We start from the raw sequence: 24148 nt of genomic DNA, 5'->3' as shown, positions 1-24148 counted from the left end.
TTCGGCGGATGCGGGTGGAGCTGAAAGCCGCGCCGGTGAGCGCGAGAGGGGCCTGTGACGCAGGCGTCCGGGCGGGCAGGCCGGGTGGCTTGCTGGGACAGCCGGCGCGCGGAGGATCGCTGCGCGCCGGCCGCCCGGACACCCTCAAGGTATGGCACCGCGTGCCACTCGACAAGACACCGAGTGCCAACAATTTCTCTCAGATGTCATCCGGGTGGCACGCATGAGCAAGGGGGAGGGGTGACGAGTGGGGAAGATATCCCTTTTTGCAGTCAATGCTGCACGCTGCGTCGCCGCGGTGCTCGTTGTACGGCACGGCCCGCCGGCGAACCGCCGACGGGCCGTGGTGGCACGCTGTGCCCGGTGCGCTACCCGCGCTGCTTGAGCGCCTTCTCGATGGTGCGCATGACCTCGGGCAGGGGCGCGTCCGTACGCGCCACCGCGACCAGTACCTCTCCCTGGCCGGAGACGGCCGCGGCGGGCCGTTCCTCGGTCAGGGCGCGGCCCGCGCCGATGCCGGTGCCGAAGGTCTCGCGGACGATCTCGAAGGCGTGGTCCAGCTGGGACTCCACGTCGCCCTGCGCGCCCGCCCGCAGCCAGCGGCGCAGCACGTGGTTGTGCGCGGTGACCACGGCGGAGGCCGCGACCTCGGCGAGCAGCGGATCGTCGTCGCCCTCGCGGTGCGCGCCCTCGTCGAAATGGCCCAACAGGTAACGGGTGAAGAGGCGTTCGTAGCGCGCCACCGAGGCGATCTCGGCCTCGCGCAGGGTGGGCACCTCGCGGGTGAGGCGGTAGCGGGCCACGGAGACCGCGGGGGAGGCCGCGTACATCCGCATGACCTCTTTGATGCCCCGGCAGACGGTGTCCAGCGGGTGCTCGTGGGGCGGGGCTGCGTCCAGGACCGCCTCGGCGCGTACGAGGGTGTCGTCGTGGTCGGGGAAGATCGCCTCTTCCTTGGAGCGGAAGTGGCGGAAGAAGGTGCGCCGGGCGACGCCGGCCGCGGCGGCGATCTCGTCGACGGTGGTCGCCTCGTAGCCCTTGGTCGCGAACAGCTCCATCGCCGCCGTGGCCAACTCCCTGCGCATCTTCAGGCGCTGGGCGGCGGCCCGGCGATTGCCGGGGGTGACGGTTTCGGTGCCGTCGGATGCGGGCGTGCGAGCGGGCTGGGACATGTGGGGACGGTACTTCATATTCCCGTCGCCCGTGGCATGCGCCCGTTGTGCGGACGGGGCAACGGGCCGGGGCGGGCCGCCGCGCGGTTCCAGCAGCCCGCCCCATCCGCCTCCCCGGGCCGCCGGGCGGGGGGACCCCGATGCCGACGCCGCCTCAGCGCCGGGCGTACTCACGGAAGCCGCGGCCGGTCTTGCGGCCGAGGCAGCCCGCCGCGACGAGGTGCTCCAGGAGCGGCGCCGGGGCCAGTCCTGGGTCGCGGAACTCGGCGTGCAGCACCTTCTCGATGGCCAGGGAGACGTCCAGGCCGACCACGTCGAGGAGTTCGAAGGGGCCCATGGGGTAGCCGCCGCCGAGCTTCATCGCGGCGTCGATGTCGTCCAGGGAGGCGTAGTGCTCCTGGACCATCTTGATCGCGTTGTTCAGGTACGGGAACAGCAGGGCGTTGACGATGAAGCCCGCCCGGTCGCCGCAGTCCACCGGGTGCTTGCGGACCGCCTGGCACACCGCGCGCACCGTGGCGTGGGCGTCGTCGCTGGTCAGGACGGTACGCACCACCTCGACGAGCTTCATGGCGGGCGCCGGGTTGAAGAAGTGCATCCCGATGACGTCCTGCGGGCGCGCGGTGGCGCGGGCGCAGGCGATCACCGGCAGCGAGGAGGTGGTGGTGGCCAGCACCGCGCCGGGGCGGCAGACCTTGTCCAGCGCGGCGAACAGCTGCTGCTTGACCGCCAGGTCCTCGGCCACCGCCTCCACGGCCAGGTCCACCTCGGCGAAGGCGTCCAGCGAGCCCGCCGGGGTGATGGCCGCCAGCGCGGCGTCCCTGGCCTCGGCGCCGAGGCGCCCCTTGGCCACCGAGCGGGCCAGCGAGGCGGCGATGCGCTCCTTGGCCGCCTCGGCCTTCTCCATCCCGCGGGCCGCCAGCACGACCTGGAAGCCCGACTTGGCGAAGACCTCGGCGATCCCGCTGGCCATCGTGCCGGAGCCGGCCACGCCCACCCGGCGTACGGTGTGCGCCGCCGCGGCCTGGTGCGCGTCGCAGGGGCTCTCGGCGTCCGGCACGGCCTCGGCGCTGCCCGGTGCCTGGTACGTGTAGAAGCCGCGGCCCGCCTTGCGGCCGGTCAGCCCCGCCTCCGCCAGCTGCCCCAGGATGGGCGCCGGGGCGTGCAGCCGGTCGTGCGAGGCGGCGTACATCGCCTCCAGGACGGTGCGCGCGGTGTCGATGCCGATCAGGTCCAGCAGGGCGAGCGGGCCCATGGGCAGGCCGCAGCCCAGCCGCATCGCGGCGTCGATGTCCTCGCGGGTGGCGTACTTGGACTCGTACATCGCGGCGGCCTGGTTGAGATAGCCGAACAGCAGGCCGTCGGCGACGAAGCCGGGGCGGTCGCCGACCGCGATGGGGTCCTTGCCGAGGTCCGCGGCGAGCGCGGTGACGGCCGCGACTGCGGTCGGCGCGGTGAGCACCGAGGAGACCACCTCGACCAGCTTCATGGCGGGCGCGGGGTTGAAGAAGTGCAGTCCCAGGACGCGTTCGGGGTGCAGCGACTCGGCGGCGAGCCGGGTCACCGACAGCGCGTTGGTGCCGGTGGCCACGATGGTGTCCGGGCGCACGATGCGGTCCAGCTGCGCCAGGACCTCGCGCTTGAGGCCGTAGTCCTCCGGCACGACCTCGATGACCAGATCGGCGTCCGCCGCGGCCCGCAGGTCCGAGAAGGTACGGAAGCGGGCCAGCGCCTCGGTGCGGAGGCGCTCGGTGAGGCGCTCCCGGCGCACGGCGCGCGCGGTGGAGGCCTCCAGGGCGGCCACGGCCCGGCGCGCCGCGGTCTCGTCGGTGTCGATGCCGATGACCTCGCGGCCGGCCCGGACGAGGACCTCGGCGATGCCGGTGCCCATGGTGCCCAGGCCCACGACGGCCACAGTGGACAGGGCGGGCGCGGCGGCGGGGGCGGCCTGCGCGGGCCGGGGCGCGGCAGGGGCAACGGGTGGGGCGGCGCGGCCGGTTGAGGGATCAGGGGTGGACGTGCGGTCCATCGCGAGACTCCAGAGGGTGTTCCCCCGAGGGCAGGGGAGAAGGTGACGACTGAGGAGCGGCCGCACCCGTGCGCGACGGGCGCAGGCGGCAAGGGAGCTGCGGCGGGCCCTGTCCCGGGGCCGTGCCTGGGGTACCGCCCGGAGTTGACCGGGGGCACCGTAGTGCTGAAACACCGAACCGACTTCACACAGTGGCGGCTGCGTCACCAGGCCGCCGGAGCAGGGGTACTGCTCGTTCCGGCAGGTTAACTCGCCGGTAACCATGAGCGCCAGGGGGTGGTGCGGGTCATTAGGCTGTGACGCGGGACACGTGACAGGTGCCGGGGGAGGGCGACGGTAAATGGAAGACGAATTCCACGAGTTGACGGACCGGGTGCGTGCCGAGCTCCGCACACCTCAGGACCTGGTCGCCTACGAGCGGCTGCTGGCACTGGCCCGCAAGAACGCCCCTTCCGGGCGCGAGGAGCTGGTGCGGATGCTCACCGCCGTCGAACGCCCGCTGTGGGCACGGGAGATCGCGGCCTTCGTGCTGGGCTGCGCCGGTGACCGGCGCGCGTTCGAGACGCTGATCCTGCTGCTCAACTACCGCGACCCGGTGCGCTGCGCCACCGCGGCGCACGCCCTGGCCCGCCTGGGCGATCCGCGCACCGCCCGCGCCGCCGCCGCGCTCGCCACCAACCCGCTGCGTACGGCCTATGCGCTGCACCCCGTACGCCTGCTGGCCGAGCTGCGTGCGCCGGAGTCCGTACCCGCCCTGATCGCCACCCTGGAGCGGCTGTTGACGCCGCACAGCCCGTACTGGCGGGTGGCCCTGGCCTGCGTGGAGGGCCTGGGCGCGCTGGGCGACGACCGCGCCGTCCCCGTGCTCACCGTCGCCCAGACCTACCCCCGCCTGGCCGCGGCGGCCGCCGCCTCCCTGGCCCGCCTCGGCGTCCACGAGACGGGCCGCCCCGGCGAGAGTCCCCCTCACAACAACAGCGGCCGCCCGTAACGCACTTCGGGCACGGTCACCCCGCCCACCTCGTACCCCTCCTCGGCCCCGTCGGCGGCGAAGCCCGCCCGCTCGTAGAACCGCCGCGCCCGGACATTGCCCTCGGCCACCCACAACAGCAGCTCCGCAACCCCACGGTCCCTGAGCCGTTCCATGCAGGCGCCGATCAGGGCGCGGCCCACCCCGCTGCCGATGTGCTCGGGGAGTACGTAGAGCGCGTACACCTCACCCGCCCCCGACGCAGCGGCCCCGTCCCCGCTCTCCCGATACGGCCCGAAGGCGGCCCACCCCACCACCGCGCCGCCCCGCTCCACCACCAAATTGCCGACCGGGGGCGGCGTCCGTGCGAAGATCTCGCGCCGCACCGCGATCTCCTCCTTCAGGCTCAGCCCGTCCAGATACTCCTGCGGCATCAGCCCCCGATAGGCCCACTGCCAGCCCCGCATCCTGACGACGGCCACCGCCTCGACGTCGGCCGCGGTCATCTCCCGTACGCACAAGGTCTCGACGCGCTCCATGCGCCACCACGCTAACGGGGCGGCCCGGCCGGACTCCTCCCGTTTTCGGCCTCCCGCTGTCGGCCTCCCGCTTTGACCTTGCCGTTGGCGGCAGGGTTGGACAGTGCTCGCATGAACAGCGCACAGAGCAAGAGCAGCAGCACACACAGCACCGCGGACGCGCCCGGCGGGCCGTTCGAGGGCCGGGCCGTCATCGTGACCGGCGCGGGGACGGGCATCGGGCGGGCCACCGCGCGGCGGTTCGCCGAGCAGGGGGCGTCCGTGGTCGCGGTGGGGCGCAGGCCCGGGCCGCTGGCGGAGGCGGCCAAGGGGTACGCCACGATCGCGCCGTACGCCGCCGACATCACCGGCGAGGGGGCGCCCGAGGAGATCGTGCGGCATGCGGTGGGCGAGTTCGGGCGGCTGGACGTCCTGGTGAACAACGCCGCGGCGGTGGGCGGCGGGGAGAGCGGACCGCTGACCAAGGAGCGCGTCGAGCCGCTGGTCGCCACCAATCTGACCGCCCCGGCGCTGCTGGTCCAGGCGGCGCTGGGCGAACTGGAGAGGACCGGCGGCGTGGTGGTGAACATCAGCACCGCGCTCGGACAGCGCGGCTGGCCCTGGGCGGACACCGCGCTCTACGCGGCGACCAAGGCGGGCATCGAAGCGCTCACCCGCAGCTGGGCGGTGACCCACGCGCCGCGCGGCGTCCGCGTGGTGGCGGTGGCGCCCGGCGCGGTCGAGACCCCCGTCGGCGCGCACCAGGGCCTGTCGCAGCAGGCCTCGGACGCCATCAGGCAGTGGCAGATCGCGCACACCCCGATGGCCCGCAGGGGCCGCCCCGAGGAGATCGCCTGGGCCGTCACACAACTCGCCGCGCCCGCCGCCTCCTTCGTCACCGGCGTCGTCCTCCCCGTCGACGGGGGAATCCAGGTGGCTTGATACAACGGTGTCCGGAGGTGGGGCCGATGCGGATCGGAGAGCTGGCGAAAGCGGCAGGCGTGACGCCGCGCGCGCTGCGCCACTACGAGGAGGCCGGACTGATCAGCTCGGCCCGGGAGGACAACGGCTACCGCCACTACGACGACCGCGCCCTGACGCGGGTGCGCAACATCCGCTACCTCCTCGACGCCGGCTTCACCCTGGCCGACGTGGCGTGCTTCACCGCCTGCCTGGACGGCGACATGACGACCGTCACCCCTTCACCGGCGGCCCTGCGCCTCGCCCAGGACCGCCTCGCCGCCATCGACGCTCGCATCGCCGCCCAACTGGAGGCCCGCGACCGGTTGGCCCGCACCCTGAGTGCCTTCGCAGAGGCGGCTTTCGAAGGCGTGTGAGGGGACCGGGCCCCGCTTCCGGCCGGTGACCTGGACCGGTGACCTGAAGGCCTGCCCGATCACGGACGCCGCACGAGTGCGGCCGCCGCCCCGCTCAGCGCGCGCAGCTCCATGACGGCCGCGACGGCTTCCAGTCATCGGGCTGTGAGGTCGTCCCTGTCCACCGCCGAGCCGGCCCGGCGCGACTGCCGCGACCACCGCGCCGTCACCGAACAGCGCGGTGCGGTGCGGTCCCGGCATGGGGAGCGGTTGACGGTCACGGTGCAGGTGGCGCGCTGGGCCGGGGCGCCGTTGGGCGGGACGGTGCCGGCGCGGACGCGACGGGGGCGCTGGGGCACGGCGGGGTCCTTCACGGGCGAGGCCGGTCAGAGCAGGGTCAGTTGGGTGGGTTTGGGGGTGGAGCTGGGAGGAGTGGGGGCGGCGGGGGTGGTGCGGGGGTGGGTGGGGCCTATGCCGTGTTGGGCGGCCAGGTCGTGGACCTGGCGGGTGATGCGGCGTTGGTACCAGGTGGGGGCGTAGGGGCCGGTGGAGTAGAGGCGCTCGTAGCGGTGTACGAGGTGGGGGTGGTGGTGGGCGAGCCAGGACATGAACCACTCGCGGGCGCCGGGGCGCAGGTGCAGGACGAGCGGGGTGACCGAGGTGGCGCCGGCCGCGGCGATGGCGCGGACGGTCGTGCGCAGTTGCTCGGGGGAGTCGCCGAGGAAGGGGATCACGGGGGCCATCAGGACCGAGCAGTCGATGCCGTGGCCGGTGAGGGTGCGCACGACGTCCAGGCGGCGCTCGGGGGCGGGGGTGCCGGGCTCGACCGTGCGCCACAGCTCGCGGTCCATGAAGCCCACCGAGACCGAGATGCCGACCTCGGTGACGGCCGCCGCCTGCCGGAGCAGGTCCAGGTCGCGCAGGACGAGGGTGCCCTTGGTGAGGATCGAGAAGGGGTTGGCCCGGTCGCGCAGGGCCGCCAGGATGCCGGGCATCAGGCGGTAGCGGCCCTCGGCGCGCTGGTAGCAGTCGACGTTGGTGCCCATCGCTATGTGGTCGCCGCGCCAGCGCGCCCCGGCCAGTTCGCGGCGCAGCAGCTCCGGGGCGTTGACCTTGACCACGATCTGGGAGTCGAAGTCCAGGCCGGTGTCCAGGTCGAGATAGCCGTGGGTCTTGCGGGCGAAGCAGTACACACAGGCGTGGGTGCAGCCGCGGTAGGGGTTGACCGTCCATTCGAACGGCATGCGGGAGGCGCCGGGGACCCGGTTGAGGACCGAGCGGGCGCGTACCTCGTGGAAGGTGATCCCGCGGAATTCGGGGGTGTCGATCGTGCGGCTGACGACGTCCGTGCCGAACAGGGCGGCGCCGCGCCCGCTCAGGTTCTCCCAGCGCATCGCGCCTCCTCGTGGGTCCTGCGGTGAATCCGGTGGTCCCCCCGGGCTGTGTCCGTACTCGATAATAGAACACACGTTCCCTTCTGGTCGGGCGACCCGGATTTTGGGCGCGCCGCCCCGGGGTGGTTGGCTTGCCGCACCGCAGTCCAGGACCGGAGGAAGAGGCAACATGGGTCAGGTCGAGGCCAGCACGCAGCGCGAGATCGCGGCGGACCCGGAGGACGTGTTCGACGCGCTCGCCGACTACAGCGGCATGCGCAAGAAGCTGCTGCCCGAGCACTTCAGCGAGTACGAGGTCCGCGAGGGCGGCGACGGCAAGGGCACCCTCGTGCACTGGAAGCTCCAGGCCACCAGCAAGCGGGTGCGCGACTGTCTGCTGGAGGTGGACGAGCCCACCGACGGGCAGCTCGTGGAGAAGGACCGCAACTCCTCCATGGTCACCACCTGGGTCGTCACCCCGGCGGGCCAGGGCCGCGCCGCCGTCAAGGTCACCACCACCTGGCAGGGCGCGGGCGGCGTCGGCGGCTTCTTCGAGCGCACCTTCGCGCCCAAGGGGCTCGCCCGGATCTACGACGCGATCCTGGCCAACCTCGCCGCCGAAATGGAGAAGTGAGCCGCGCTCGCGCTGTCGGCCCTCACTCTTTCGGGGAGTCGGCGCGCTCACCGATTCGGGTGGACTCCACGGGCGCCGCGGGTACGCCGCCCGCCGCCGCCATCGCCCCGTATCTCCTGGTGAGCGCACAATGGACGCCCCGGGCAACGTAGTTGGGGAACGGTTCCGCCCCGCTCCCGCCGCTTCGCCGTCTTGATCGCTGTTGTCCCCGATGCGAGAAAGGGGCGGCGGCACAGGCGTGACGAGGGGAGCAGCACGTGGGCGGGAGCGGGACCACCCTGGCGAAGTGGGGAGCGGGGGAGCGGGGAGCCGGGCCCCCCGTCCCCGTACCGTCTGCGGGGGCGGTCCCCCGCCAGGAGGCGGCCCCCGACGACCCCTGGCCGGACGACCCCAGAACCGTTCACCCCAGCCCGGCCCGGGTGCGCACGGTCGTTCTCGGCCTGCTGCTGGCCCTGCTCCCGGCGGCCCTGGACCAGACGGTCCTGGCCACCGCGCTGCCCAAGGTCCTGGCCCAGCTGCCCGGCCCGGCGGCCCCTGACCTCCCTGTCTGGGCGGCCACCTGCTACCTCCTGACCGCCGCGCTCGGCCTGCCGGTCTTCGGCAAGCTCGGCGACGGCTTCGGCCGCAAGCGCGCCTTCCTCTTCGCCCTCGCGCTGTTCGCCGCGGGATCGGCGCTGACCGGCTGGTCGCGTACGGCGGGCGAGCTGACGGCCTTTCGCGCCCTGGCGGGCCTGGGCGCCGGCGGGCTGGTGATCGGCGTCCAGGCCGTGCTCGCCAACCTCCTGCCGCCGCGCCGGCGCCGCCGTCACATGGCCCTGATCGGCGCGGCCTTCGGCCTGGCCTGCATGGCGGGCCCCACCCTCGGCGGCTTCCTGGCCGACCGCGCCCTGTGGCGCTGGGTGTTCTACGCCAACGTGCCCGTCTGCGTGGCCGCGCTGGTCGTCATCGCCTGCGCGCTGCGGCTGCCCAGGCCCGCCGCCCGCCCCCGGCTGGACCTGGCCGGCGCGGTGCTGTTCGTGTGCTGCGCCACCAGCCTGGTGCTGCTGGCCACCTGGGGCGGTACGCGCCACCCCTGGGACTCCCGGGTGATCCTCGGGCTCGGCGCCGCGGCGCTGGGCACCGCCCTGATGTTCCTGTGCGTCGAGCACTTCGCGGCCGAACCGCTCGTCCCGCTGCGCCTGGTCCGCGAGGCCGCGCTGAACGTCACCGGGCTCGTCGGCGCCGCCGCGGGACTCGCCCTGTTCGGCGCCGTCGGCCAGCTGCCGGCCTTCCCCAAGTCGGCCCAGGGCATCACGGCCATGGAGGCGGGAGTGCTGATGCTGCCGATGACCGGCGGGGTGGTCCTGGCCGCCGTCGTCTCCGGGCACCTCGTCAGCCGCACCGGCCACTACCGCCTCTTCCCCGTCCTGGGCTGCGCGATGGCCGGGGAGGGGATGTGGCTGCTGTCCCGGATGGACGTGGCGGCCGGATCCCTGGTGTACGGCCTGTGGACGGGCATCCTCGGCCTGGGCGTCGGCTTCGTCCTGCCCGTCCTCGTCCTGGCCGTACGCAACGGGGTACGCCCCGCCGACCTCGCCACCGCCACCGGCGCCACCATCTGCTTCCGGCGCATCGGCGGCACCGTGAGCGCGGCGCTCTTCGCGCTGGTGCTGGCCGACCGGACGGTGGCGCACCTCGTCGGCGAGCGGCGCGCACCGGCCCGCCCCGCCCTGACCGAAACCCTCCTGACGCGCGCTGTGGACGCCCTGCCGGACGCCCTGCGCGACAGCCCCGCAGTGGCCGCCGTACAGGCCGCACCGCCGGTCTTCCTGTGCTTCGCGCCGCTGCTCGCCCTGGGCCTCGTACTCGCCTTCCTCCTGAAAGAGAAACCCCTGGTGTCCTACGCCCCCCACGCCCCCCGCACCGTCCCCGCCCCCTCCGGGCCCCCCGCGGCCCCACCGGGGGAGGGCGATGCCGTCCCGCCCGCCCGCGGCGCCGCGGGCGCGCTGCCCGCGCCGCCCGCCCCCGTCGGCGTACCGGTCTGCGGCACCGTCCAGCACCACGACGGCACCACCGTGCCGCGCGCGGCCCTCACGCTCATCGACGCCGCCGGGCGGCAGGTGGGGCGCGGCGCGACCGGCGAGGACGGCCGGTACGTGCTCGGCACGCCCGGCGCCGGATCGTATGTGCTCATCGCGGCGGCGGGCGGGCACCAGCCGCAGGCGGTCAGCGTCACCGTCGGCGAGCGGCCGGTCGAGCTGGACGTGGTGCTCGGCGGCGCGGGACGGCTGGCGGGGACCGTGACCACCGCCGACGGCACGCCCGTACGCGACGCGCTGGTCACCCTCACCGATGTGCGCGGCGAGGTCGTGGCCGGCACCCGCAGCGGCCGCGAAGGGGGCTATGTCATCGAGGAGTTGGTGGCGGGGGAGTACACCCTGGCCTCCAGCGCCCCGGCCTACCGGCCCGCCGCGCTGCCGGTGACGGTCCAGGCGGCCCGCGAGACCCGCCAGGACATCGAGCTGGCGGGCGGCGCGGTGCTGCGCGGGACGGTACGCGCCGGCGCCGGGCGCCCGGTGGAGGACGCCCGGGTCACGCTGCTGGACGCGGCGGGCAACGTCGTGGACACCGCCACCACGGGCGCCGACGGGCTGTTCCGCTTCGTGGACCTCTCGGCCGGCGAGTACACCGTCATCGCCGCCGGGTACCCGCCGGTGGCCACCGTCCTGCAGGTGGCGGGCGGCGGCCGCACCGAGCGCGACCTCCAGCTGGGCCACGAGGACTGAGGGCCGCGGGCCGGGCCGGGGGCGGGCCGTGGGCCGGGACAGGGGAGCGCGAAAGGGTGCCCGGGTACCGCCGACCGGACCGGCGGTAGCCGGGCACCCGTGCCGCTAACGGACGTTGAGGACGAAGTCGAACGTCGCCTCTTTGGCGCGGCCGACATCGCGCACGTTCATCAGCAGCGCGGGGTGGAAGATCGGGTCGGTGTTGTTGCGCGGCTCGCCGGGGAAGTACAGCTGGGTGGTGAGCACCCGCTGACCAGGAGCCTGCACCTTGACGTGCAGGTGCCGGGTGCGGCCGGGGTAGAGCCCGGGGAAGATCGTGGTCAGCTTGAACGCTCCCTGCGCGTCGGTGAATTGATGCCCGCGCAGCCGGAAGCCCGCATTGTCGTACGCGCCCGACGCGTCCGCCTGCCAGAAGTCCAGCAGCGCGTTGGCGACGGGGCGGCAGGTGATGCCGAAGACGAAGCCGCTGACGGTCAGGCGGATGCCGCGCATCCCGGGCTCCAGGAGCGAGGTGCGCCGCGGGGAGTTCGGCTTGAAGTACGGGCCCTCGGTCTGCGGCGGGGTCGGGTCGTCGCCGTCGTCGCAGGAGGGCGTGGGGGTCAGCGGCCGGTCGGAGGGCGGCCGCCGTACGGTGTCCGTCTCGGCGTCACGGGCCTGGGCCGCACCGCCCAGGACCATCGGCAGGGGCACGGCGGCCACCGCGGCCCTCAGTAACCGCTTGCGGCTGATGGCACTTTTGATGCCGTCGTGCTTCGGGGTCTCCTCTGAATGGTCGTGTTCCATGGCGCGCTCCTGGGGGGACGAGGGGCGTAACTGCCGGTCGCGCCAGAGATTATTGGGGTCCCGCGGGCTCTTCGATGGACTGTGCGCGCAGGTCGTGGTGAATCCTTCCGCCGGGCGGGGCGGCGGTGTCGGCGCGGCGGAAGGCGCCGGGGCTCAGGCCGGTCTCGCGGCGGAAGAAGCGGCAGAAGTAGGCGGGGTCGGCGAAGCCCACCCGGTGGGCGACCTGCGCGACGGTCAGGTCCGTCGTGGTCAGCAGCCGCTTGGCGGCCACCGTCTGCGCGTGCCGGATCAACTGGCCCGGGGTGCGTCCGGTGGCCCGCTTGACCGCCTCGTTCAAATGGCTTACGGAAACCCCCAGTTCTCCCGCGCAGTCCCGTACGGACCGGGCCGGTGCCCGCGTGGGGGACATCAGCAGCCGCAGGAACTCCTGGGACACCCCGGCCTCGCGCCCGGAGGGGAGCGGCGGACCGGCCGCGCCCGGCAGCCGCAGCGCCCGGGTGAGGAGGATGTGTACGTACGCCTGGAGGACCGAGACGAAGGAGGCCGAGCGCTCCTCGAACTCCCCGGTCAGCTCCGCCACCAGCGCCGCGATGCGCCGCCCGCTCCCGGCGTCCAGATACAGCCGGGGGCGCTCCCCCAGCAGGCGCAGCGCCGCCGCGTCGGAGGGGTGGGCCGCCAGGAAGTCGTCGGTGAACAGGATCAGCCAGCCGCTCAGGTCGCAGACGCGGTCCCAGTAGTGGACCTGGCCCGGCGCGATGACGCACAGCAGCGGCGGCCGCAGCGGACAGCGGTTCCCATCGGTGACGTGGGTGCCGGTGCCCGCCGTCACGTACACGATCTCGTAGAAGGAGTGGCGGTGCGGATAGCCCGCGCGCGAGAGGGGCCCGATGGTGTCGAAGGAACCGATCGCGAACGGCAGGGCGTTGGGGTCGGGCACGGCCAGGCGGTGCAGCGGTACCGGGCCGCCCACCTCGTCGTTGCCGCCGCACGGTACGAAGACGTCCGGCGCGGGCCCGGCCACCCGCCCGCTACGCGCCACGCCGCACGCTCCGCTGCGCAGTCCCTCTCGGCACACGCCCACCATACGGGCGGGCGCAAGGGCGCCCGGAAGGCCGCGGGGTCCAACGCCTTTATGCCGCAGGGGTATTCGCGCGGGGCGCACGACCTATTCGCGCATTGGCCCGCGCGGAGCCGTGCCACGGTCGTACCGTGGTAGCGGTGGCGCAGATCTTGCGTACGCGTACGAAGGAGCAACCACCCATGGAGCGTGGCCCGTCGCACGGCGACGACACGGTGGGCGCGGCACACCCGGTGCCCGTGCCCCGGGACGCGGTGCCCGGGCGGATCCCGCTCGCGGTCGTCGTGGTGGACTGCGACGGCCTGGTCTCCCACTGGAGCACGGGTGCGCGCAGGCTCTTCGGACCCAGCCGCGAGCAGGCCGTGGGCGCGCCCGCCGTCGACCTCATGCCGGTCTCCGGCGCGCTGGGCACCGAGCGCGGGCCGCGGCGCGGCTGGCTGGAGGAGGCCGCCGCCCAGCAGCAGGACGGCCACGGGCCCGACCTGGAAGCCTCCTTGTGCGGCGAGACCTGCTACCCCACCTCGGGCCGGGCCCGGATGGCCGATGTCGACCGGGGCTCGGTGGACGTCCTGTGGTGGGCCTACCCCCTGGTGGGGCCGGGGCGCGAGCGGCTGCTGGTCCTGGCGGCCGACGCCGACCAGCTGCACGGCGCCCACGGCGTCCCCGACGCCGAGCACGAGCGCTTCGCACCCGACTTCGCGCTGCACACCGACTTCCCCGGCTCCGAGGACCTCGCCCGCCGGCTGCCGGACATCCTGCCGAGCATGAGCCCCCAGGAGAGCGCCCGGATCGTCTCCCAGGTGCTGGAACTGGGCTATCCCGTACTGGAGATCAGCCAGCAGGAGCGCTTCCCGGTCACGCCCGACTGGGGCGTACCGCGGCGGGTGGAGCGGCGGGCGCGGCTGCTGCGGGCCGCGCGCGAGGGGGACCTGGACCCGCGGGCCGCCGCCGAGGCGGTGGCGGAGCTGGAGTCCGACCTGGAGTACGCCGCGGTGCGCGAGCGGCTGGAGTTCCTCAACGAGGTCAGCGGGAAGATCGGCTCCTCCCTCGACCTCGCCGTGACGATCCAGGAGGTCAGCCGGGCCGTCGTGCCCCGCTTCACCGACGTCGCAGGGACCTATCTGCGCGAGCAGGTCATCGCGGGCGAGGGCTTCCCCGACGGGCCGCCGGACGCCACCACCATGTGGCACCGCGTCGCGGTGGAGCACAACGACGAGCCGGGCCGCTGGGACGACGTGGTGCCGGTCGGGGAGTCGATGCCCTTCCCCGCGCACACGCCGTTCTTCCAGTGCATGACCACCGGCGAGCCCGTACTGATCCCCAGGATCAGCGAGGAGATGGGCCTACGCATCGCCTCGCAGTTCGAGAAGCGCGACATCAGCCCGCTGATCTCCCTGCGGTCGATGCTGGTCGTGCCGCTCAAGGCGCGCAATGTGGTGCTGGGCTTCATGATCCTGCTGCGCCATCCGGAGCGTACGGAATTCAACGACATGGACCGGGTCACCGGCGCCGAACTCGCCGCCCGGGCCGGTCTCGTGCTCGACAACGCCCGCATGTACACCTACCAGGAGAACGTCGCCGAGACGCTCCAGGACAGCATGCTGCCGCACATAGAACCCAGGATGGCGGGCTGCGACACCGCCACCCGCTATCTGCCCGGCACCCGGCTCGGCCGGGTCGGCGGCGACTGGTTCGACACCATCAAGCTGCCCGGCTCGCGCACCGCCCTGGTCGTGGGCGACGTCATGGGACATGGGCTGAACTCCGCGGCGATGATGGGCCAGTTGCGCACCGCGGTGCAGACCATGGCGGCCATGGACATGGCGCCCGCGCACCTGCTGCGCGGCCTGGACGACCTGGCCCAGCGCCTGGGCGACAACTACCTCGCCACCTGCCTGTACGTGGTCTACGACCCCATCGAGTCCCGGGTCACGCTCGCCAACGCCGGGCACATCCCGCCCGTCCTGGTGCGCGCCGCCGACGGCCGCAGCGAGCTGCTGGACCTGCCCACCGGCGCGCCCATCGGCGTCGGCGGCGTCCCCTTCGAGGCGGTCACGCTCCCCGTGGAGCCCGGCGACCGGCTCGTGCTGTGCACGGACGGGCTGGTGGAGGTGCGCGGCGAGGACATCGGCGTGGGGCTGGCGGCGCTCGCCGAGTCCGCCGCCCACCCCGCCGCGTCCATGGACGACGCCTGCGACGCCATCATCCGCTCCCTGGCCCGGACCCTGAACGTGGGCCGCGGCGGCCGCAAGGACGATGTGGCGCTGCTGATGGCGCGGCTCAACGGCATCGCCCGGGAGTCCGTCGCCGAGTGGCAACTGCCCCTGCAGGCCGAGCAGGTGGGCCGGGCCCGGCGCCTGGTGCGCGGGCAGCTGGAGCACTGGGGCCTGTCGGAGGCGGCGGAGAACGCCGAGCTGCTGGTCAGCGAGGTGCTGACCAACGCCGTACGGCACGCGCACACCGAGCAGGTGGTGCTGCGCCTGGTGCGCACCGACGCCCTGCTGTGCGAGGTGTGGGACGACGACCACGCGCTGCCCCAGCTGCTCAGCGCCCGCGACGAGGACGAGTTCGGGCGCGGGCTGCGGGTGGTGAGCCGGCTGGCGCGCGAGTGGGGCACCAGCCGTACGGCGACCGGGAAGACCGTGTGGTTCGAGCAGTCCCTGCCGGGCTCCGCGCCGTCCTCGCGCGCCCGGCGTGCACCGGCGCCGAACATCGCGTGAAAGGGGCGTCACCTGACTTGCGGGGTGCGCGGGTGCGGCAGTAGCAATTGGCCATGAGCACTTCGAGCCGCTACGCGCAGGCATGGGAAGGCTTCTGGCGTGACGCGCCCCCGGGTGAGGGAGGCGTGTTCTGGGACTCCGGGCCCGCGCTCAACGCCCGGCTCCATCTGCCCCTGTTCGAGCCGTACTTCGATGCCGGGCTGCCGCTCCTGGACGTGGGCTGCGGCAACGGCACCCAGACCCGCTTCTTGGCCGGTCGCTTTCCGCGGGCGGTGGGCATCGACTTCTCCGCGGCCGCCGTCGAGCGCGCGCGGGCCGAGGACGTGGGTCAACTGGCCGAGTTCCGGCGGGTGGACGCGGCCGACGAAGGGGCGATGGGTGCGCTCGGCGAGGAGCTGGGCGAGGTCAACGTCTATCTGCGCGGTGTGCTCCATCAGTGTGAGAGCGCCGAGCGCGAACGGATCACCAAGAACCTCGCGGCGCTTTTGGGCGTACGCGGACGGCTCTTCGCCGTCGAGCCGGGCGAGGCCGCCAAGGGCGTGTTCGCCTCCCTGGCGCAGCGCCCCGAGGGGCCGCCCGCCAAGCTCGGCGCGGTCTTCGCGCACGGCATCGCGCCCGGCGTGATGGCCGATGCTGAGGTGCCCGAACTCCTGCGTGTCAGCGGGCTCGTGGTCCTCGCGCAGGGGCAGCTGCCGCTGTCCACGACGGAGTGGACACACGGCGGAGAACGGATCGAGATCCCCACGAACTGGCTGGTGGCAGGGCCGGTCGGCTGAGTCCGTGTACGCCATGAGTGGAGTAGACCTCTGCACTTATCCACAGGCCTGTCCGACTCGCGGCGAAACGCGTAACGTTTCGGGGCATGAAGATCCTCATCTCGGCGGACATGGAGGGCGCCACCGGCGTGACCTGGCCCGCGGACGTACTGCCGGGCACGCCCCAGTGGGAGCGCTGCCGCCACCTGTTCACCTCCGACGTCAATGCGGCGGTCGCCGGATTCTTCGACGCCGGAGTCGAGGACATCCTCATCAACGAGGCCCACTGGAGCATGCGCAATCTGCTGCTGGAGAAGCTCGACGAGCGGGTGCAGATGCTCACCGGGCGGCACAAGGCCCTGAGCATGGTCGAGGGCGTGCAGCACGGCGATGTGGACGGCATCGCCTTCCTCGGCTACCACACCGGCGCCGGCACCGAGGGCGTGCTGGCCCACACCTACCTCGCCAACACCATCACCGGGGTGTGGGTGGACGGCACCCGCGCCAGCGAGGGCTACCTCAACTCCCTGGTGGTGGCCGAGTACGGCGTACCGATCGTGCTGGTCACCGGCGACGACCGCACCTGCGCCGACGCCAAGGGGTACGCACCGAGAGCACCCGCCGTCGCGGTGAAGGACTATGTGTCGCGGTATGCGGCGGTGTGCCGGACCCCGGCCCGTACCGCGGCCGACATCAGGGCCGGGGCCAAGAAGGGCGCGGCCCTGGCGGGGCGTCAGAAGCCGGTCCACGGCGGCCCGTTCACCGTCGAGGTGGAATTCGACGCCGAGCATCTGGTGAGCGCGGCGACCTGTGTACCGGGTGTGGAGCGCACCGGCGAGCGCCGGGTCGCCTACACCAGCCCCGACATGTACGAGGGCATCCGCTGCTTCAAGGCGGTCACCTCCATCGTGTCCTCGCATGTGGAGGAGCAGTATGGCTGAGCGCACCGAAGGCGAGGAGCGGGCCGGTGACGTCGGCGGCCAGGCGCTGGAGGAGGTGGTCCGCTTCACCTCCGAACTGATCCGGATCGACACCACCAACCGCGGTGGCGGCGACTGCCGGGAGCGCGAGGCGGCGGAGTACGTCGCCGGCCAACTCGCCGGGGCCGGGATCGAGCCGACGCTGCTGGAGCGCAGCCCGGGCCGGACCAACGTGGTCGCGCGCATCCCCGGCAGCGACCCGAGTGCACCCGCCCTGCTGGTCCACGGCCATCTGGACGTGGTGCCCGCCGAGCCCGCCGACTGGAGCGTGCACCCCTTCTCCGGGGAGATCCGCGACGGGGTGGTCTGGGGCCGCGGCGCCGTCGACATGAAGAACATGGACGCGATGGTGCTCGCCGTCGCCCGCGACTGGGCGCGCCGGGGCATCCGCCCCCGGCGGGACATCGTGCTGGCCTTCACCGCGGACGAGGAGGCCAGCGCGATCGACGGCTCCGGCTTCCTGGCCGACCACCACCCCGAGCTGTTCGAGGGCTGCACCGAAGGCATCAGCGAGTCGGGCGCCTTCACCTTCCACGCGGGCGGCGGCATGCGGCTGTACCCGATCGCGGCGGGGGAGCGCGGCACGGCCTGGCTGCGGCTGTCCGCCCAGGGGCGGGCGGGCCACGGCTCCAAGGTCAACCGCTCCAACGCCGTGAGCCGGCTGGCCGCCGCCGTGGCCCGCATCGGCGAGCACGACTGGCCGGTGCGCATCACCCCGACCGTACGCGCCGCCCTGGCCGAACTCGCCGCGCTGCACGGCATCGAGGCGGACCTGGACGCCCCCGACTTCGACGTGGACCGGCTGCTGAGCAAGCTCGGCCCCTCGGCCGCCCTGGTCGAGCCGACGGTCCGCAACAGCGCCAACCCGACGATGCTGCAGGCCGGTTACAAGATCAATGTGATTCCCGGGAGCGCCACCGCGCATGTGGACGGGCGGGTGCTGCCCGGCGGCGAGGCGGAGTTCCGTACGACCCTGGACCGGCTCACCGGACCGGATGTGACCTGGGACTACGACCACGGGGAGGTGGCGCTGCAGGCCCCGGTGGACTCGCCGACGTACGCGGCGATGCGGGCGGCGATCGAGCGCTTCGACCCCTCGGGCCATGTGGTGCCGTACTGCATGTCGGGCGGCACCGACGCCAAGCAGTTCTCCCGCCTGGGCATCGTCGGCTACGGCTTCTCGCCGCTGCGGCTGCCCGAGGGCTTCGACTACCAGGCGCTCTTCCACGGCGTGGACGAACGCGTCCCCGTGGAGGCCTTGCACTTCGGTGTGCGGGTACTGGACCACTTCTTGAAGGACAGCACGGGGTGATGAGGCGGCACGGGATGAGTGCCGCACGGCCCGAGGGACAGCTCAGCGTGAGAGGCAGTACGGCCTGACCGGCAGCAGCGCCCGACGTACCGAGGAGGAAGACCCCATGGTGACCACGGCCCCCTACGGAGCCTGGCCGTCCCCGATAGACGCCCGGCTGGTCGCCGCGCACGACGGCAGCCCCCAGTACCTCGGCACGGTCGGCGACGAAGTGTGGTGGACCGAGCCGCGCCCCGCCGAGAGCGGCAGGCGGGCGCTGATCCGCAGGCGGCCCGAAGGCGCCGAGGAGTGCGTGCTGCCCGCCCCGTGGGACATCCGCAGCCGGGTCCTGGAGTACGGCGGACAGCCCTGGGCCGGCGCGGCCGGGCCGGGCGGGCCGCTGGTGGTCTTCTGCCACTTCCCCGACCAGCGGCTGTACGCCTACGAGCCCGACGGGGAGGGGCCGCCGCGCCCGCTGACCCCGCTCTCACCCGTCGGCGGCGGGCTGCGCTGGGCGGATCCGGTGCTGCGCCCGGAGCGCGGCGAGGTGTGGTGCGTCCTGGAGGAGTTCACCGGTGAGCGCCCCACCGATGTGCGCAGGGTGCTGGCCGCCGTGCCGCTGGACGGCTCCGCGGCCCAGGACCGGGGCGCCGTACGGGAGTTGAGCGATGGCCGGCACCGCTTCGTGACCGGGCCGCGGCTCTCCCCCGACGGGCGGCGCGCGGCCTGGATCGCCTGGGACCACCCGCGGATGCCCTGGGACGGCACGCTCGTGATGCTCGCCGAGATCACCGAGGAGGGCGGCTTCACCGACGTCCGGCCCGTGGTGGGCGACCTCGGCGGCCCGGGCGGCGGCGCCGGAGCCCGGGACCACGCGGCCGCCGCGCCCGCCGAGGGGGACGCCCTCGCGCAACACCTGGCCGACGGCGAGTCCGTGGCCCAGGTCGAGTGGGCCGCGGACGGCACCCTGCTGTTCGTCTCCGACCTCAGCGGCTGGTGGGAGCTGCAGCGCATCGACCCCGACGCCACCGGCGACGGCATCGTGCCCAGCACGGGCCTGTGCCGGGCCCGCCAGGAGGAGTTCGGCGGCCCGCTGTGGAACATCGGCCAGCGCTGGTTCCTCCCGCTGTCCAACGGCACGATCGCCGTCATCCACGGCCGGGGCGCGACCGCGCTGGGCATCCTGGACCCGGCCACCGGCGAACTGGTCGACGCGGCGGGCCCGTGGACGGAGTGGGCCCCCTCGCTGGCCGTGCACGGCACCCGCGTCATCGGCATCGCCGCCAGCCCCCGCAGCTCGTACGAGATCGTCGAGCTGGACACCTCCACCGGGCGCTCCCGGGTGATCGCCGCCCGCCATGTCGACGCCCTGGACCCGGCGTACTACCCCGAGCCGCAGATCCGCACCTTCACCGGGCCCGACGGGCGGGACATCCACGCCCACATCTATCCGCCGCACAGCCCCGTGTGCTGCGGCCCCGCGGGCGAACTCCCGCCGTATGTGGTGTGGGCCCACGGCGGCCCCACCAGCCGCGCCCCCCTCGTCCTGGACCTGGAGGTCGCCTACTTCACCTCCCGCGGCTTCGGCGTCGCCGAGGTCAACTACGGCGGCTCGACCGGCTACGGCCGTGAGTACCGCGACCGGCTGCGCGAGCAGTGGGGCGTGGTGGACGTGGAGGACTGCGCGGCGGTGGCCGAGGCGCTGGCGGAGGAGGGCACCGCCGACCGCGCGCGGCTGGCCATCCGCGGCGGCAGCGCGGGCGGCTGGACGGCGGCCGCCTCGCTCACCACCACCGACGTCTACGCCTGCGGCACGATCCGCTACCCGGTGCTGGACCTGCTGAACTGGGGCAGCGGCGAGACCCACGACTTCGAGTCGCAGTATCTGGAGACCCTCATCGGCCCGCTCTCGCAGGTGCCCGACCGCTACCGGGACCGCTCGCCGCTGCACCGCGCCGACCGCATGTCCGCGCCGTTCCTGCTGCTCCAGGGCCTGGACGACGCGGTCTGTCCGCCGGCGCAGTGCGACCGCTTCCTCGCGGAGGTCGCCGGGCGGGGCATACGGCACGCCTATCTGTCCTTCGCGGGAGAGGGGCACGGCTTCCGCAAGGAGGAGACCCTGGTCCGCGCCGTGGAGGCCGAACTCTCGCTGTACGCCCAGACCTTCGGTATCACCCGTACGGACGTGCCCGTGCTGGAGCTCCACAAGTGAGCCCTGCGGCCTGAAGCCGCAGGGCGGCCCAGGGGCGTAACCCGGCCATCAACAGCCGCCTGCGCCCCAGGTGTTGACGCCGGTGTTGCGCCCGTCACATCATGGTGCGCCCTTGCCGGCCGGCCGGTGTGCCCTGCCCCTGTGGAGGCCAGCGTGTTCCGCTTTGTCCCACGCGCCGTGCTCGCCGGGCTGTCCGGCGCGGCGCTCGCCGTGCCGCTCGCCCTTGCCGCACCCGCCAGTTCGGCGGCCCAAGGGCGCGGGGCTCAGACGTCTGCCGGGTATTCCGTCACCGCGCTGAAGCTGACGGTGCGCGCGGGGGAGCGCGACTGCGCGGTGGACGCCGACCTCTACCGGCCCGCGGGCGCCGACGCCGCCCACCCCGTGCCCGCCGTGCTGACCACCAACGGCTTCGGCGGCAGCAAGGCGGACGGCTCCACCGACGCCATCGCCAAGGCCTTCGCGTCCCGCGGCTACGCCGCCCTGGCCTACTCGGGCCTGGGCTTCGGCAAGAGCGGCTGCCCCATCTCCCTGGACGACCCCCGGGTGGACGGCGCCGCGGCGAGCGGCATCCTGGACCTCCTGGCCGGTGCCCGCGCCGCGGACGACGGCACCAGGGTCGACTTCGTGGCCAAGGACGGCCCCCGCGACCCACGGGTGGGCATGATCGGCGGATCGTACGGCGGCGCGATCCAGCTCGCCACCGCCTCGCGGGACCACCGGGTGGACGCCCTGGTCCCGCTGATCACCTGGAACGATCTGTCCTACTCCCTGGACCCCAACGCCGCCGGGCGCACCCACGGGGTGACGGGCCCGGTCCCCGGCGCGTACAAGTACCAGTGGGCCAACGGCTTCTTCCTCATCGGTGAGGCGCAGGGCCTGCTCAACCCGGGCCTGGACCCCTCGCGGCTGGGCGGCGGGGGCTGTGCGCACTTCGTCGCACCCGCGTGCGCCACCAAGCGCCTGCTGGACAGCGGGAGGTACCCGGACGGCCGTACGCAGGAGATGGTCGACTATGCGCGCAGCGTCTCCCCGGTTTCGTACCTCGCGACGGTCAAGGCGCCGACCCTGATCATCCAGGGCCAGGCCGACACCCTCTTCAACCTCAACGAGGCGGCCGCCACCTACCGCACCCTGCGCGCGCAGGGGACCGAGGCCAAGATGATCTGGCAGTCCTGGGGGCACAGCGGCGGGATGCGCAACCCGGCCGAAGGCGAACTGGACATCGCCAAGGGCAACTTGGAGACCAGCTACGTCGGGCAGCGGATCCTGGCCTGGTTCGACCGCTATCTGCACCGGCGCACCGCGACCGACACCGGCCCGGCCTTCGCGTACTACCGCGACTGGGCGCCCGGCAGCGGGGCGTACGGGACCGCGGGCGCCTTCCCCGCCGGGGGCACCCAGCGGCTGTACCTCTCCGGCGACGGCGCGCTCGTCGGCAGCCCGCAGGAGGTGGTCCGCGGCAGCCGCGAGTACCGCAACCTGCCCTGGGCGACCAGCCATTCGGAGAGCGCGCTGGCCCGTACGCTGGGCCTGCCGGACCCGGCGCCGTACGACACCGGCGGCACGTACCTGGACTGGACCTCGCGGCCGGTCCAGGGCGCGCCGGTCGATGTGGCGGGCGTGCCCAGGGTGACGCTCAAGGTCGCCTCGCCGCGCACCGAACAGGTCCAGCACTCCGGCGACGCGGCCGACAAGCTCGTGCTGTTCGCCAAGCTCTACGACCTCGCGCCGGACGGCACCAAGACCCTGGTGCACCGGCTCGTCGCCCCGGTGCGGGTGCCGGACGTCACCCGGGAGTTCACCGTCGACCTCCCGGGCATCGTGCACCGCTACGCACCGGGGCACCGGCTGCGGCTGGTCGTTGCGGCCAGCGACACCTCCTACTACGGCAACCGCGGCATCAAGCCCGTGACGGTCACCAGCGCACCCGGCGACACCGGTGTCCTCGAACTCCCGGTGGTGGGCGGCTCGTTGCGCTGAGCCGCCGCTATCAGTCGTCCTCGACGGTGATGGCCTGCACCGGGCAGGCGCGGGCGGCCTCACGGACCAGCGGGTCGCCCGCCCCGTCCGCCATGCCCGGCAGCAGCTCGCTGAAGCCGTCGTCGTCCTGGGTGAAGACCCTGGGCGCGGTCAGCACGCACTGACCGGATCCGATGCAGGTGTCCTGCTCGATGGTGATGCGCATCTGCGACCTCTCTCGTCCTGCGGTGGCACTGCTCGTGTACGGTGCCGTGCCGCGCCGGCCCGGCACGTCAACTGCTACCAACGCACCGGCAGTTCGACCATCCCCTGGAGGGTGTCGCCGGGCTTGAAGGGGATCTCGGCGGCGGGTACGGCCAGCCGCAGCGTGGGGATGCGCTCGAAGAGCGTGCGCAGCGCGATCTCCAGCTCCATGCGGGCGAGGTTCTGGCCCAGGCACTGGTGCACGCCGAAGCCGAAGGCGATGTGGTGGCGGTCGGCGCGGTGCCAGTCCAGCACATCCGGCTCGGGGAACGCCTCGGAGTCCCGGTTGACCAGCGACGTGGAAAGGATCACGCCCTCGTGGGCGCGGATCTTCTCACCGCCGATCTCGATGTCCTCGGTCGCCACCCGCAGCATGCCGTCCGCGATCGACAGGAACCGCAGCAACTCCTCGACGGCGGCGGGCATCAGGGACTCCTCGGCCCGCAGCGCCGCCAGCTGCTCGGGGTGTTCCAGGAGGGTGAAGGTGCCCAGCGAGATCATGTTGGCGGTGGTCTCGTGGCCCGCCACCAGCAGGATCATGGCCAGGCCCACCGCCTCGGAGCGGTCCAGGTGGCCGGCCTTGAGCCGGTCCTCGATCAGCTCGTCCAGCAGGCCCTCGTCCTCGATCCGTCCCGCGGCCCGCTGTCGCTGCTTGGCGTCGATCAGATCGTTGAGATAGGCGTCCAGCTCGCCCCGGGCCTCGATGGCGTCCTGGGCCGTACGGCTGGTGAGCATGCGACGGGAGCGGGCCTCGAAGAACTCGTGATCGGCGTAGGGGACACCCAGCAGCGAGCAGATCACCATGGAAGGAACGGGCAGCGCGAAGGCGGACACCAGCTCGGCGGGCGGCCCCTGGGTGAGTACGGCGTCCAGCAACTCGTCCACCACCCGCTGGATCTGGGGCCGCAGCTTCGCGATGCGCTTGACGGTGAAGCTGGGGATCAGCATCCGCCGCTGCACGTTGTGTTCGGGGTCGTCCACGCCCAGCAGGGGCGTCCGTATCCTGCGGATCGCCTCACCGCGCGCCACGGGAATGGGAAAGGCCGGATTCTGCCGGTCGGAGGAGAGCCGCGGGTCGGCGAGCAGGGCCCGCGCCTCGGCGCGCCCGGTCACCACCCAGGCGGGGCTGCCGTCGTAGAGCGTGACCTTCGAGAGCGGCCGCTGCTCGCGCAACGGGCGGTAGCCGGTGGGCGGGTGGTAGGGACAGGCGCGGTCCTGCGGAAAGGGAATGGTTTCGGTCATGTGGAGGCCTCCCGGATGAGGGGGGAAGGGGTTCCGTACCGATCTCAACTAGATGCCTGATGCATGGAAAAGGTCTACGCGCAGTTC

At 73.4% G+C, this 24148-nt stretch carries 19 protein-coding genes; 11 read left to right on the top strand and 8 right to left on the bottom strand.

Features of this window, described 5'->3' with window-relative positions:
* Positions 1 to 368: 368 nt before the first annotated feature.
* Together AC4IJH_RS14040 and AC4IJH_RS14035 are read right to left on the bottom strand one after the other, a co-directional pair.
* A complete protein-coding gene (locus AC4IJH_RS14040) occupies positions 369 to 1172 on the bottom strand; it encodes a TetR family transcriptional regulator (RefSeq protein ID WP_490851991.1) in 804 nt (267 codons plus the stop codon).
* Positions 1173 to 1326: 154 nt separating this feature from the next.
* Positions 1327 to 3201, bottom strand: a complete 1875-nt coding sequence (locus AC4IJH_RS14035) for a 3-hydroxyacyl-CoA dehydrogenase family protein (RefSeq protein ID WP_490851990.1) — start codon at positions 3199 to 3201, stop codon at positions 1327 to 1329.
* Positions 3202 to 3541: 340 nt separating this feature from the next.
* Here AC4IJH_RS14035 and AC4IJH_RS14030 point away from each other — a divergent pair, with 340 nt between their 5' ends.
* Positions 3542 to 4192: a HEAT repeat domain-containing protein gene (locus tag AC4IJH_RS14030; protein ID WP_490851989.1), complete on the top strand. Its 651-nt coding sequence runs from the start codon at positions 3542 to 3544 to the stop codon at positions 4190 to 4192.
* Here the strand turns inward: AC4IJH_RS14030 and AC4IJH_RS14025 are convergent.
* Positions 4168 to 4710: a GNAT family N-acetyltransferase gene (locus AC4IJH_RS14025; protein ID WP_490851988.1), complete on the bottom strand. Its 543-nt coding sequence runs from the start codon at positions 4708 to 4710 to the stop codon at positions 4168 to 4170. The two genes, AC4IJH_RS14030 and AC4IJH_RS14025, sit on opposite strands and share 25 nt — an antisense overlap.
* Positions 4711 to 4821: 111 nt before the next feature.
* Here AC4IJH_RS14025 and AC4IJH_RS14020 point away from each other — a divergent pair, with 111 nt between their 5' ends.
* Both AC4IJH_RS14020 and AC4IJH_RS14015 read left to right on the top strand, forming a co-directional pair.
* Entirely contained in the window at positions 4822 to 5631 is an 810-nt protein-coding gene (locus AC4IJH_RS14020) for an SDR family NAD(P)-dependent oxidoreductase (protein WP_490851987.1), read from the top strand.
* A 26-nt stretch (positions 5632 to 5657) separates the two neighbouring features.
* Positions 5658 to 6026 carry a MerR family transcriptional regulator gene (locus tag AC4IJH_RS14015; RefSeq protein ID WP_490851986.1) on the top strand — a complete coding sequence of 123 codons (369 nt, stop codon included), beginning with the start codon at positions 5658 to 5660 and terminating at the stop codon, positions 6024 to 6026.
* 365 nt (positions 6027 to 6391) lie between these two features.
* On the opposite strand, the gene AC4IJH_RS14010 is transcribed toward AC4IJH_RS14015, so the two are convergent.
* Positions 6392 to 7399, bottom strand: coding sequence for an Rv2578c family radical SAM protein (locus tag AC4IJH_RS14010; RefSeq protein ID WP_490851985.1), 1008 nt, complete (start codon positions 7397 to 7399; stop codon positions 6392 to 6394).
* Between the two features lie 169 nt (positions 7400 to 7568).
* Between AC4IJH_RS14010 and AC4IJH_RS14005 the strand changes: the two genes are divergently transcribed.
* Entirely contained in the window at positions 7569 to 8012 is a 444-nt protein-coding gene (locus AC4IJH_RS14005) for an SRPBCC family protein (protein ID WP_490851984.1), read from the top strand.
* A gap of 257 nt (positions 8013 to 8269) precedes the next feature.
* Positions 8270 to 10777 (top strand): MFS transporter, encoded by a 2508-nt coding sequence (locus tag AC4IJH_RS14000; RefSeq protein WP_490851983.1) that lies wholly within the window; start codon positions 8270 to 8272, stop codon positions 10775 to 10777.
* Positions 10778 to 10882: 105 nt separating this feature from the next.
* Here the strand turns inward: AC4IJH_RS14000 and AC4IJH_RS13995 are convergent, their stop codons facing one another.
* Both AC4IJH_RS13995 and AC4IJH_RS13990 read right to left on the bottom strand, forming a co-directional pair.
* A complete protein-coding gene (locus tag AC4IJH_RS13995) occupies positions 10883 to 11560 on the bottom strand; it encodes a dioxygenase family protein (protein WP_490851982.1) in 678 nt (225 codons plus the stop codon).
* 49 nt (positions 11561 to 11609) lie between these two features.
* A complete protein-coding gene (locus AC4IJH_RS13990) occupies positions 11610 to 12599 on the bottom strand; it encodes a helix-turn-helix transcriptional regulator (protein WP_490851981.1) in 990 nt (329 codons plus the stop codon).
* 221 nt (positions 12600 to 12820) lie between these two features.
* Between AC4IJH_RS13990 and AC4IJH_RS13985 the strand changes: the two genes are divergently transcribed.
* The 6 genes from AC4IJH_RS13985 to AC4IJH_RS13960 all read left to right on the top strand — a co-directional run bounded on the left by AC4IJH_RS13985 (position 12821) and on the right by AC4IJH_RS13960 (position 22576).
* Positions 12821 to 15358, top strand: a complete 2538-nt coding sequence (locus AC4IJH_RS13985) for an ATP-binding SpoIIE family protein phosphatase (protein WP_490851980.1) — start codon at positions 12821 to 12823, stop codon at positions 15356 to 15358.
* A gap of 53 nt (positions 15359 to 15411) precedes the next feature.
* Positions 15412 to 16134, top strand: a complete 723-nt coding sequence (locus tag AC4IJH_RS13980; protein ID WP_490851979.1) for a class I SAM-dependent methyltransferase — start codon at positions 15412 to 15414, stop codon at positions 16132 to 16134.
* Between the two features lie 86 nt (positions 16135 to 16220).
* Positions 16221 to 17054, top strand: coding sequence for a M55 family metallopeptidase (locus tag AC4IJH_RS13975; protein ID WP_490851978.1), 834 nt, complete (start codon positions 16221 to 16223; stop codon positions 17052 to 17054).
* A complete protein-coding gene (locus AC4IJH_RS13970) occupies positions 17047 to 18405 on the top strand; it encodes a M20/M25/M40 family metallo-hydrolase (RefSeq protein WP_490851977.1) in 1359 nt (452 codons plus the stop codon). The genes AC4IJH_RS13975 and AC4IJH_RS13970 overlap by 8 nt, the downstream gene beginning before the upstream one ends.
* A 106-nt stretch (positions 18406 to 18511) precedes the next feature.
* Positions 18512 to 20596, top strand: coding sequence for a S9 family peptidase (locus tag AC4IJH_RS13965; protein WP_490851976.1), 2085 nt, complete (start codon positions 18512 to 18514; stop codon positions 20594 to 20596).
* Positions 20597 to 20749: 153 nt separating this feature from the next.
* Positions 20750 to 22576 carry a CocE/NonD family hydrolase gene (locus AC4IJH_RS13960; protein WP_490851975.1) on the top strand — a complete coding sequence of 609 codons (1827 nt, stop codon included), beginning with the start codon at positions 20750 to 20752 and terminating at the stop codon, positions 22574 to 22576.
* 10 nt (positions 22577 to 22586) lie between these two features.
* On the opposite strand, the gene AC4IJH_RS13955 is transcribed toward AC4IJH_RS13960, so the two are convergent.
* Both AC4IJH_RS13955 and AC4IJH_RS13950 read right to left on the bottom strand, forming a co-directional pair.
* Positions 22587 to 22781, bottom strand: a complete 195-nt coding sequence (locus AC4IJH_RS13955; RefSeq protein ID WP_490851974.1) for a ferredoxin — start codon at positions 22779 to 22781, stop codon at positions 22587 to 22589.
* 74 nt (positions 22782 to 22855) lie between these two features.
* Entirely contained in the window at positions 22856 to 24061 is a 1206-nt protein-coding gene (locus AC4IJH_RS13950) for a cytochrome P450 (RefSeq protein WP_490851973.1), read from the bottom strand.
* Positions 24062 to 24148 lie beyond the last annotated feature (87 nt).

The sequence above is a fragment of the Streptomyces sp. UF-297 genome (genome assembly GCF_058245575.1).
The sequence above is the reverse complement of the archived record's forward strand: the minus strand, read 5'-3'. Positions and strand labels throughout refer to the sequence as shown.

Coding starts and splice junctions, on each gene's coding strand:
- AC4IJH_RS14040 (WP_490851991.1), bottom strand. CDS start 1,172: ATGTCCCAGCCCGCTCGCACGCCCGCATCCGACGGCACCGAAACCGTC.
- AC4IJH_RS14035 (WP_490851990.1), bottom strand. CDS start 3,201: ATGGACCGCACGTCCACCCCTGATCCCTCAACCGGCCGCGCCGCCCCA.
- AC4IJH_RS14030 (WP_490851989.1), top strand. CDS start 3,542: ATGGAAGACGAATTCCACGAGTTGACGGACCGGGTGCGTGCCGAGCTC.
- AC4IJH_RS14025 (WP_490851988.1), bottom strand. CDS start 4,710: ATGGAGCGCGTCGAGACCTTGTGCGTACGGGAGATGACCGCGGCCGAC.
- AC4IJH_RS14020 (WP_490851987.1), top strand. CDS start 4,822: ATGAACAGCGCACAGAGCAAGAGCAGCAGCACACACAGCACCGCGGAC.
- AC4IJH_RS14015 (WP_490851986.1), top strand. CDS start 5,658: ATGCGGATCGGAGAGCTGGCGAAAGCGGCAGGCGTGACGCCGCGCGCG.
- AC4IJH_RS14010 (WP_490851985.1), bottom strand. CDS start 7,399: ATGCGCTGGGAGAACCTGAGCGGGCGCGGCGCCGCCCTGTTCGGCACG.
- AC4IJH_RS14005 (WP_490851984.1), top strand. CDS start 7,569: ATGGGTCAGGTCGAGGCCAGCACGCAGCGCGAGATCGCGGCGGACCCG.
- AC4IJH_RS13995 (WP_490851982.1), bottom strand. CDS start 11,560: ATGGAACACGACCATTCAGAGGAGACCCCGAAGCACGACGGCATCAAA.
- AC4IJH_RS13985 (WP_490851980.1), top strand. CDS start 12,821: ATGGAGCGTGGCCCGTCGCACGGCGACGACACGGTGGGCGCGGCACAC.
- AC4IJH_RS13980 (WP_490851979.1), top strand. CDS start 15,412: ATGAGCACTTCGAGCCGCTACGCGCAGGCATGGGAAGGCTTCTGGCGT.
- AC4IJH_RS13975 (WP_490851978.1), top strand. CDS start 16,221: ATGAAGATCCTCATCTCGGCGGACATGGAGGGCGCCACCGGCGTGACC.
- AC4IJH_RS13970 (WP_490851977.1), top strand. CDS start 17,047: ATGGCTGAGCGCACCGAAGGCGAGGAGCGGGCCGGTGACGTCGGCGGC.
- AC4IJH_RS13965 (WP_490851976.1), top strand. CDS start 18,512: ATGGTGACCACGGCCCCCTACGGAGCCTGGCCGTCCCCGATAGACGCC.
- AC4IJH_RS13955 (WP_490851974.1), bottom strand. CDS start 22,781: ATGCGCATCACCATCGAGCAGGACACCTGCATCGGATCCGGTCAGTGC.
- AC4IJH_RS13950 (WP_490851973.1), bottom strand. CDS start 24,061: ATGACCGAAACCATTCCCTTTCCGCAGGACCGCGCCTGTCCCTACCAC.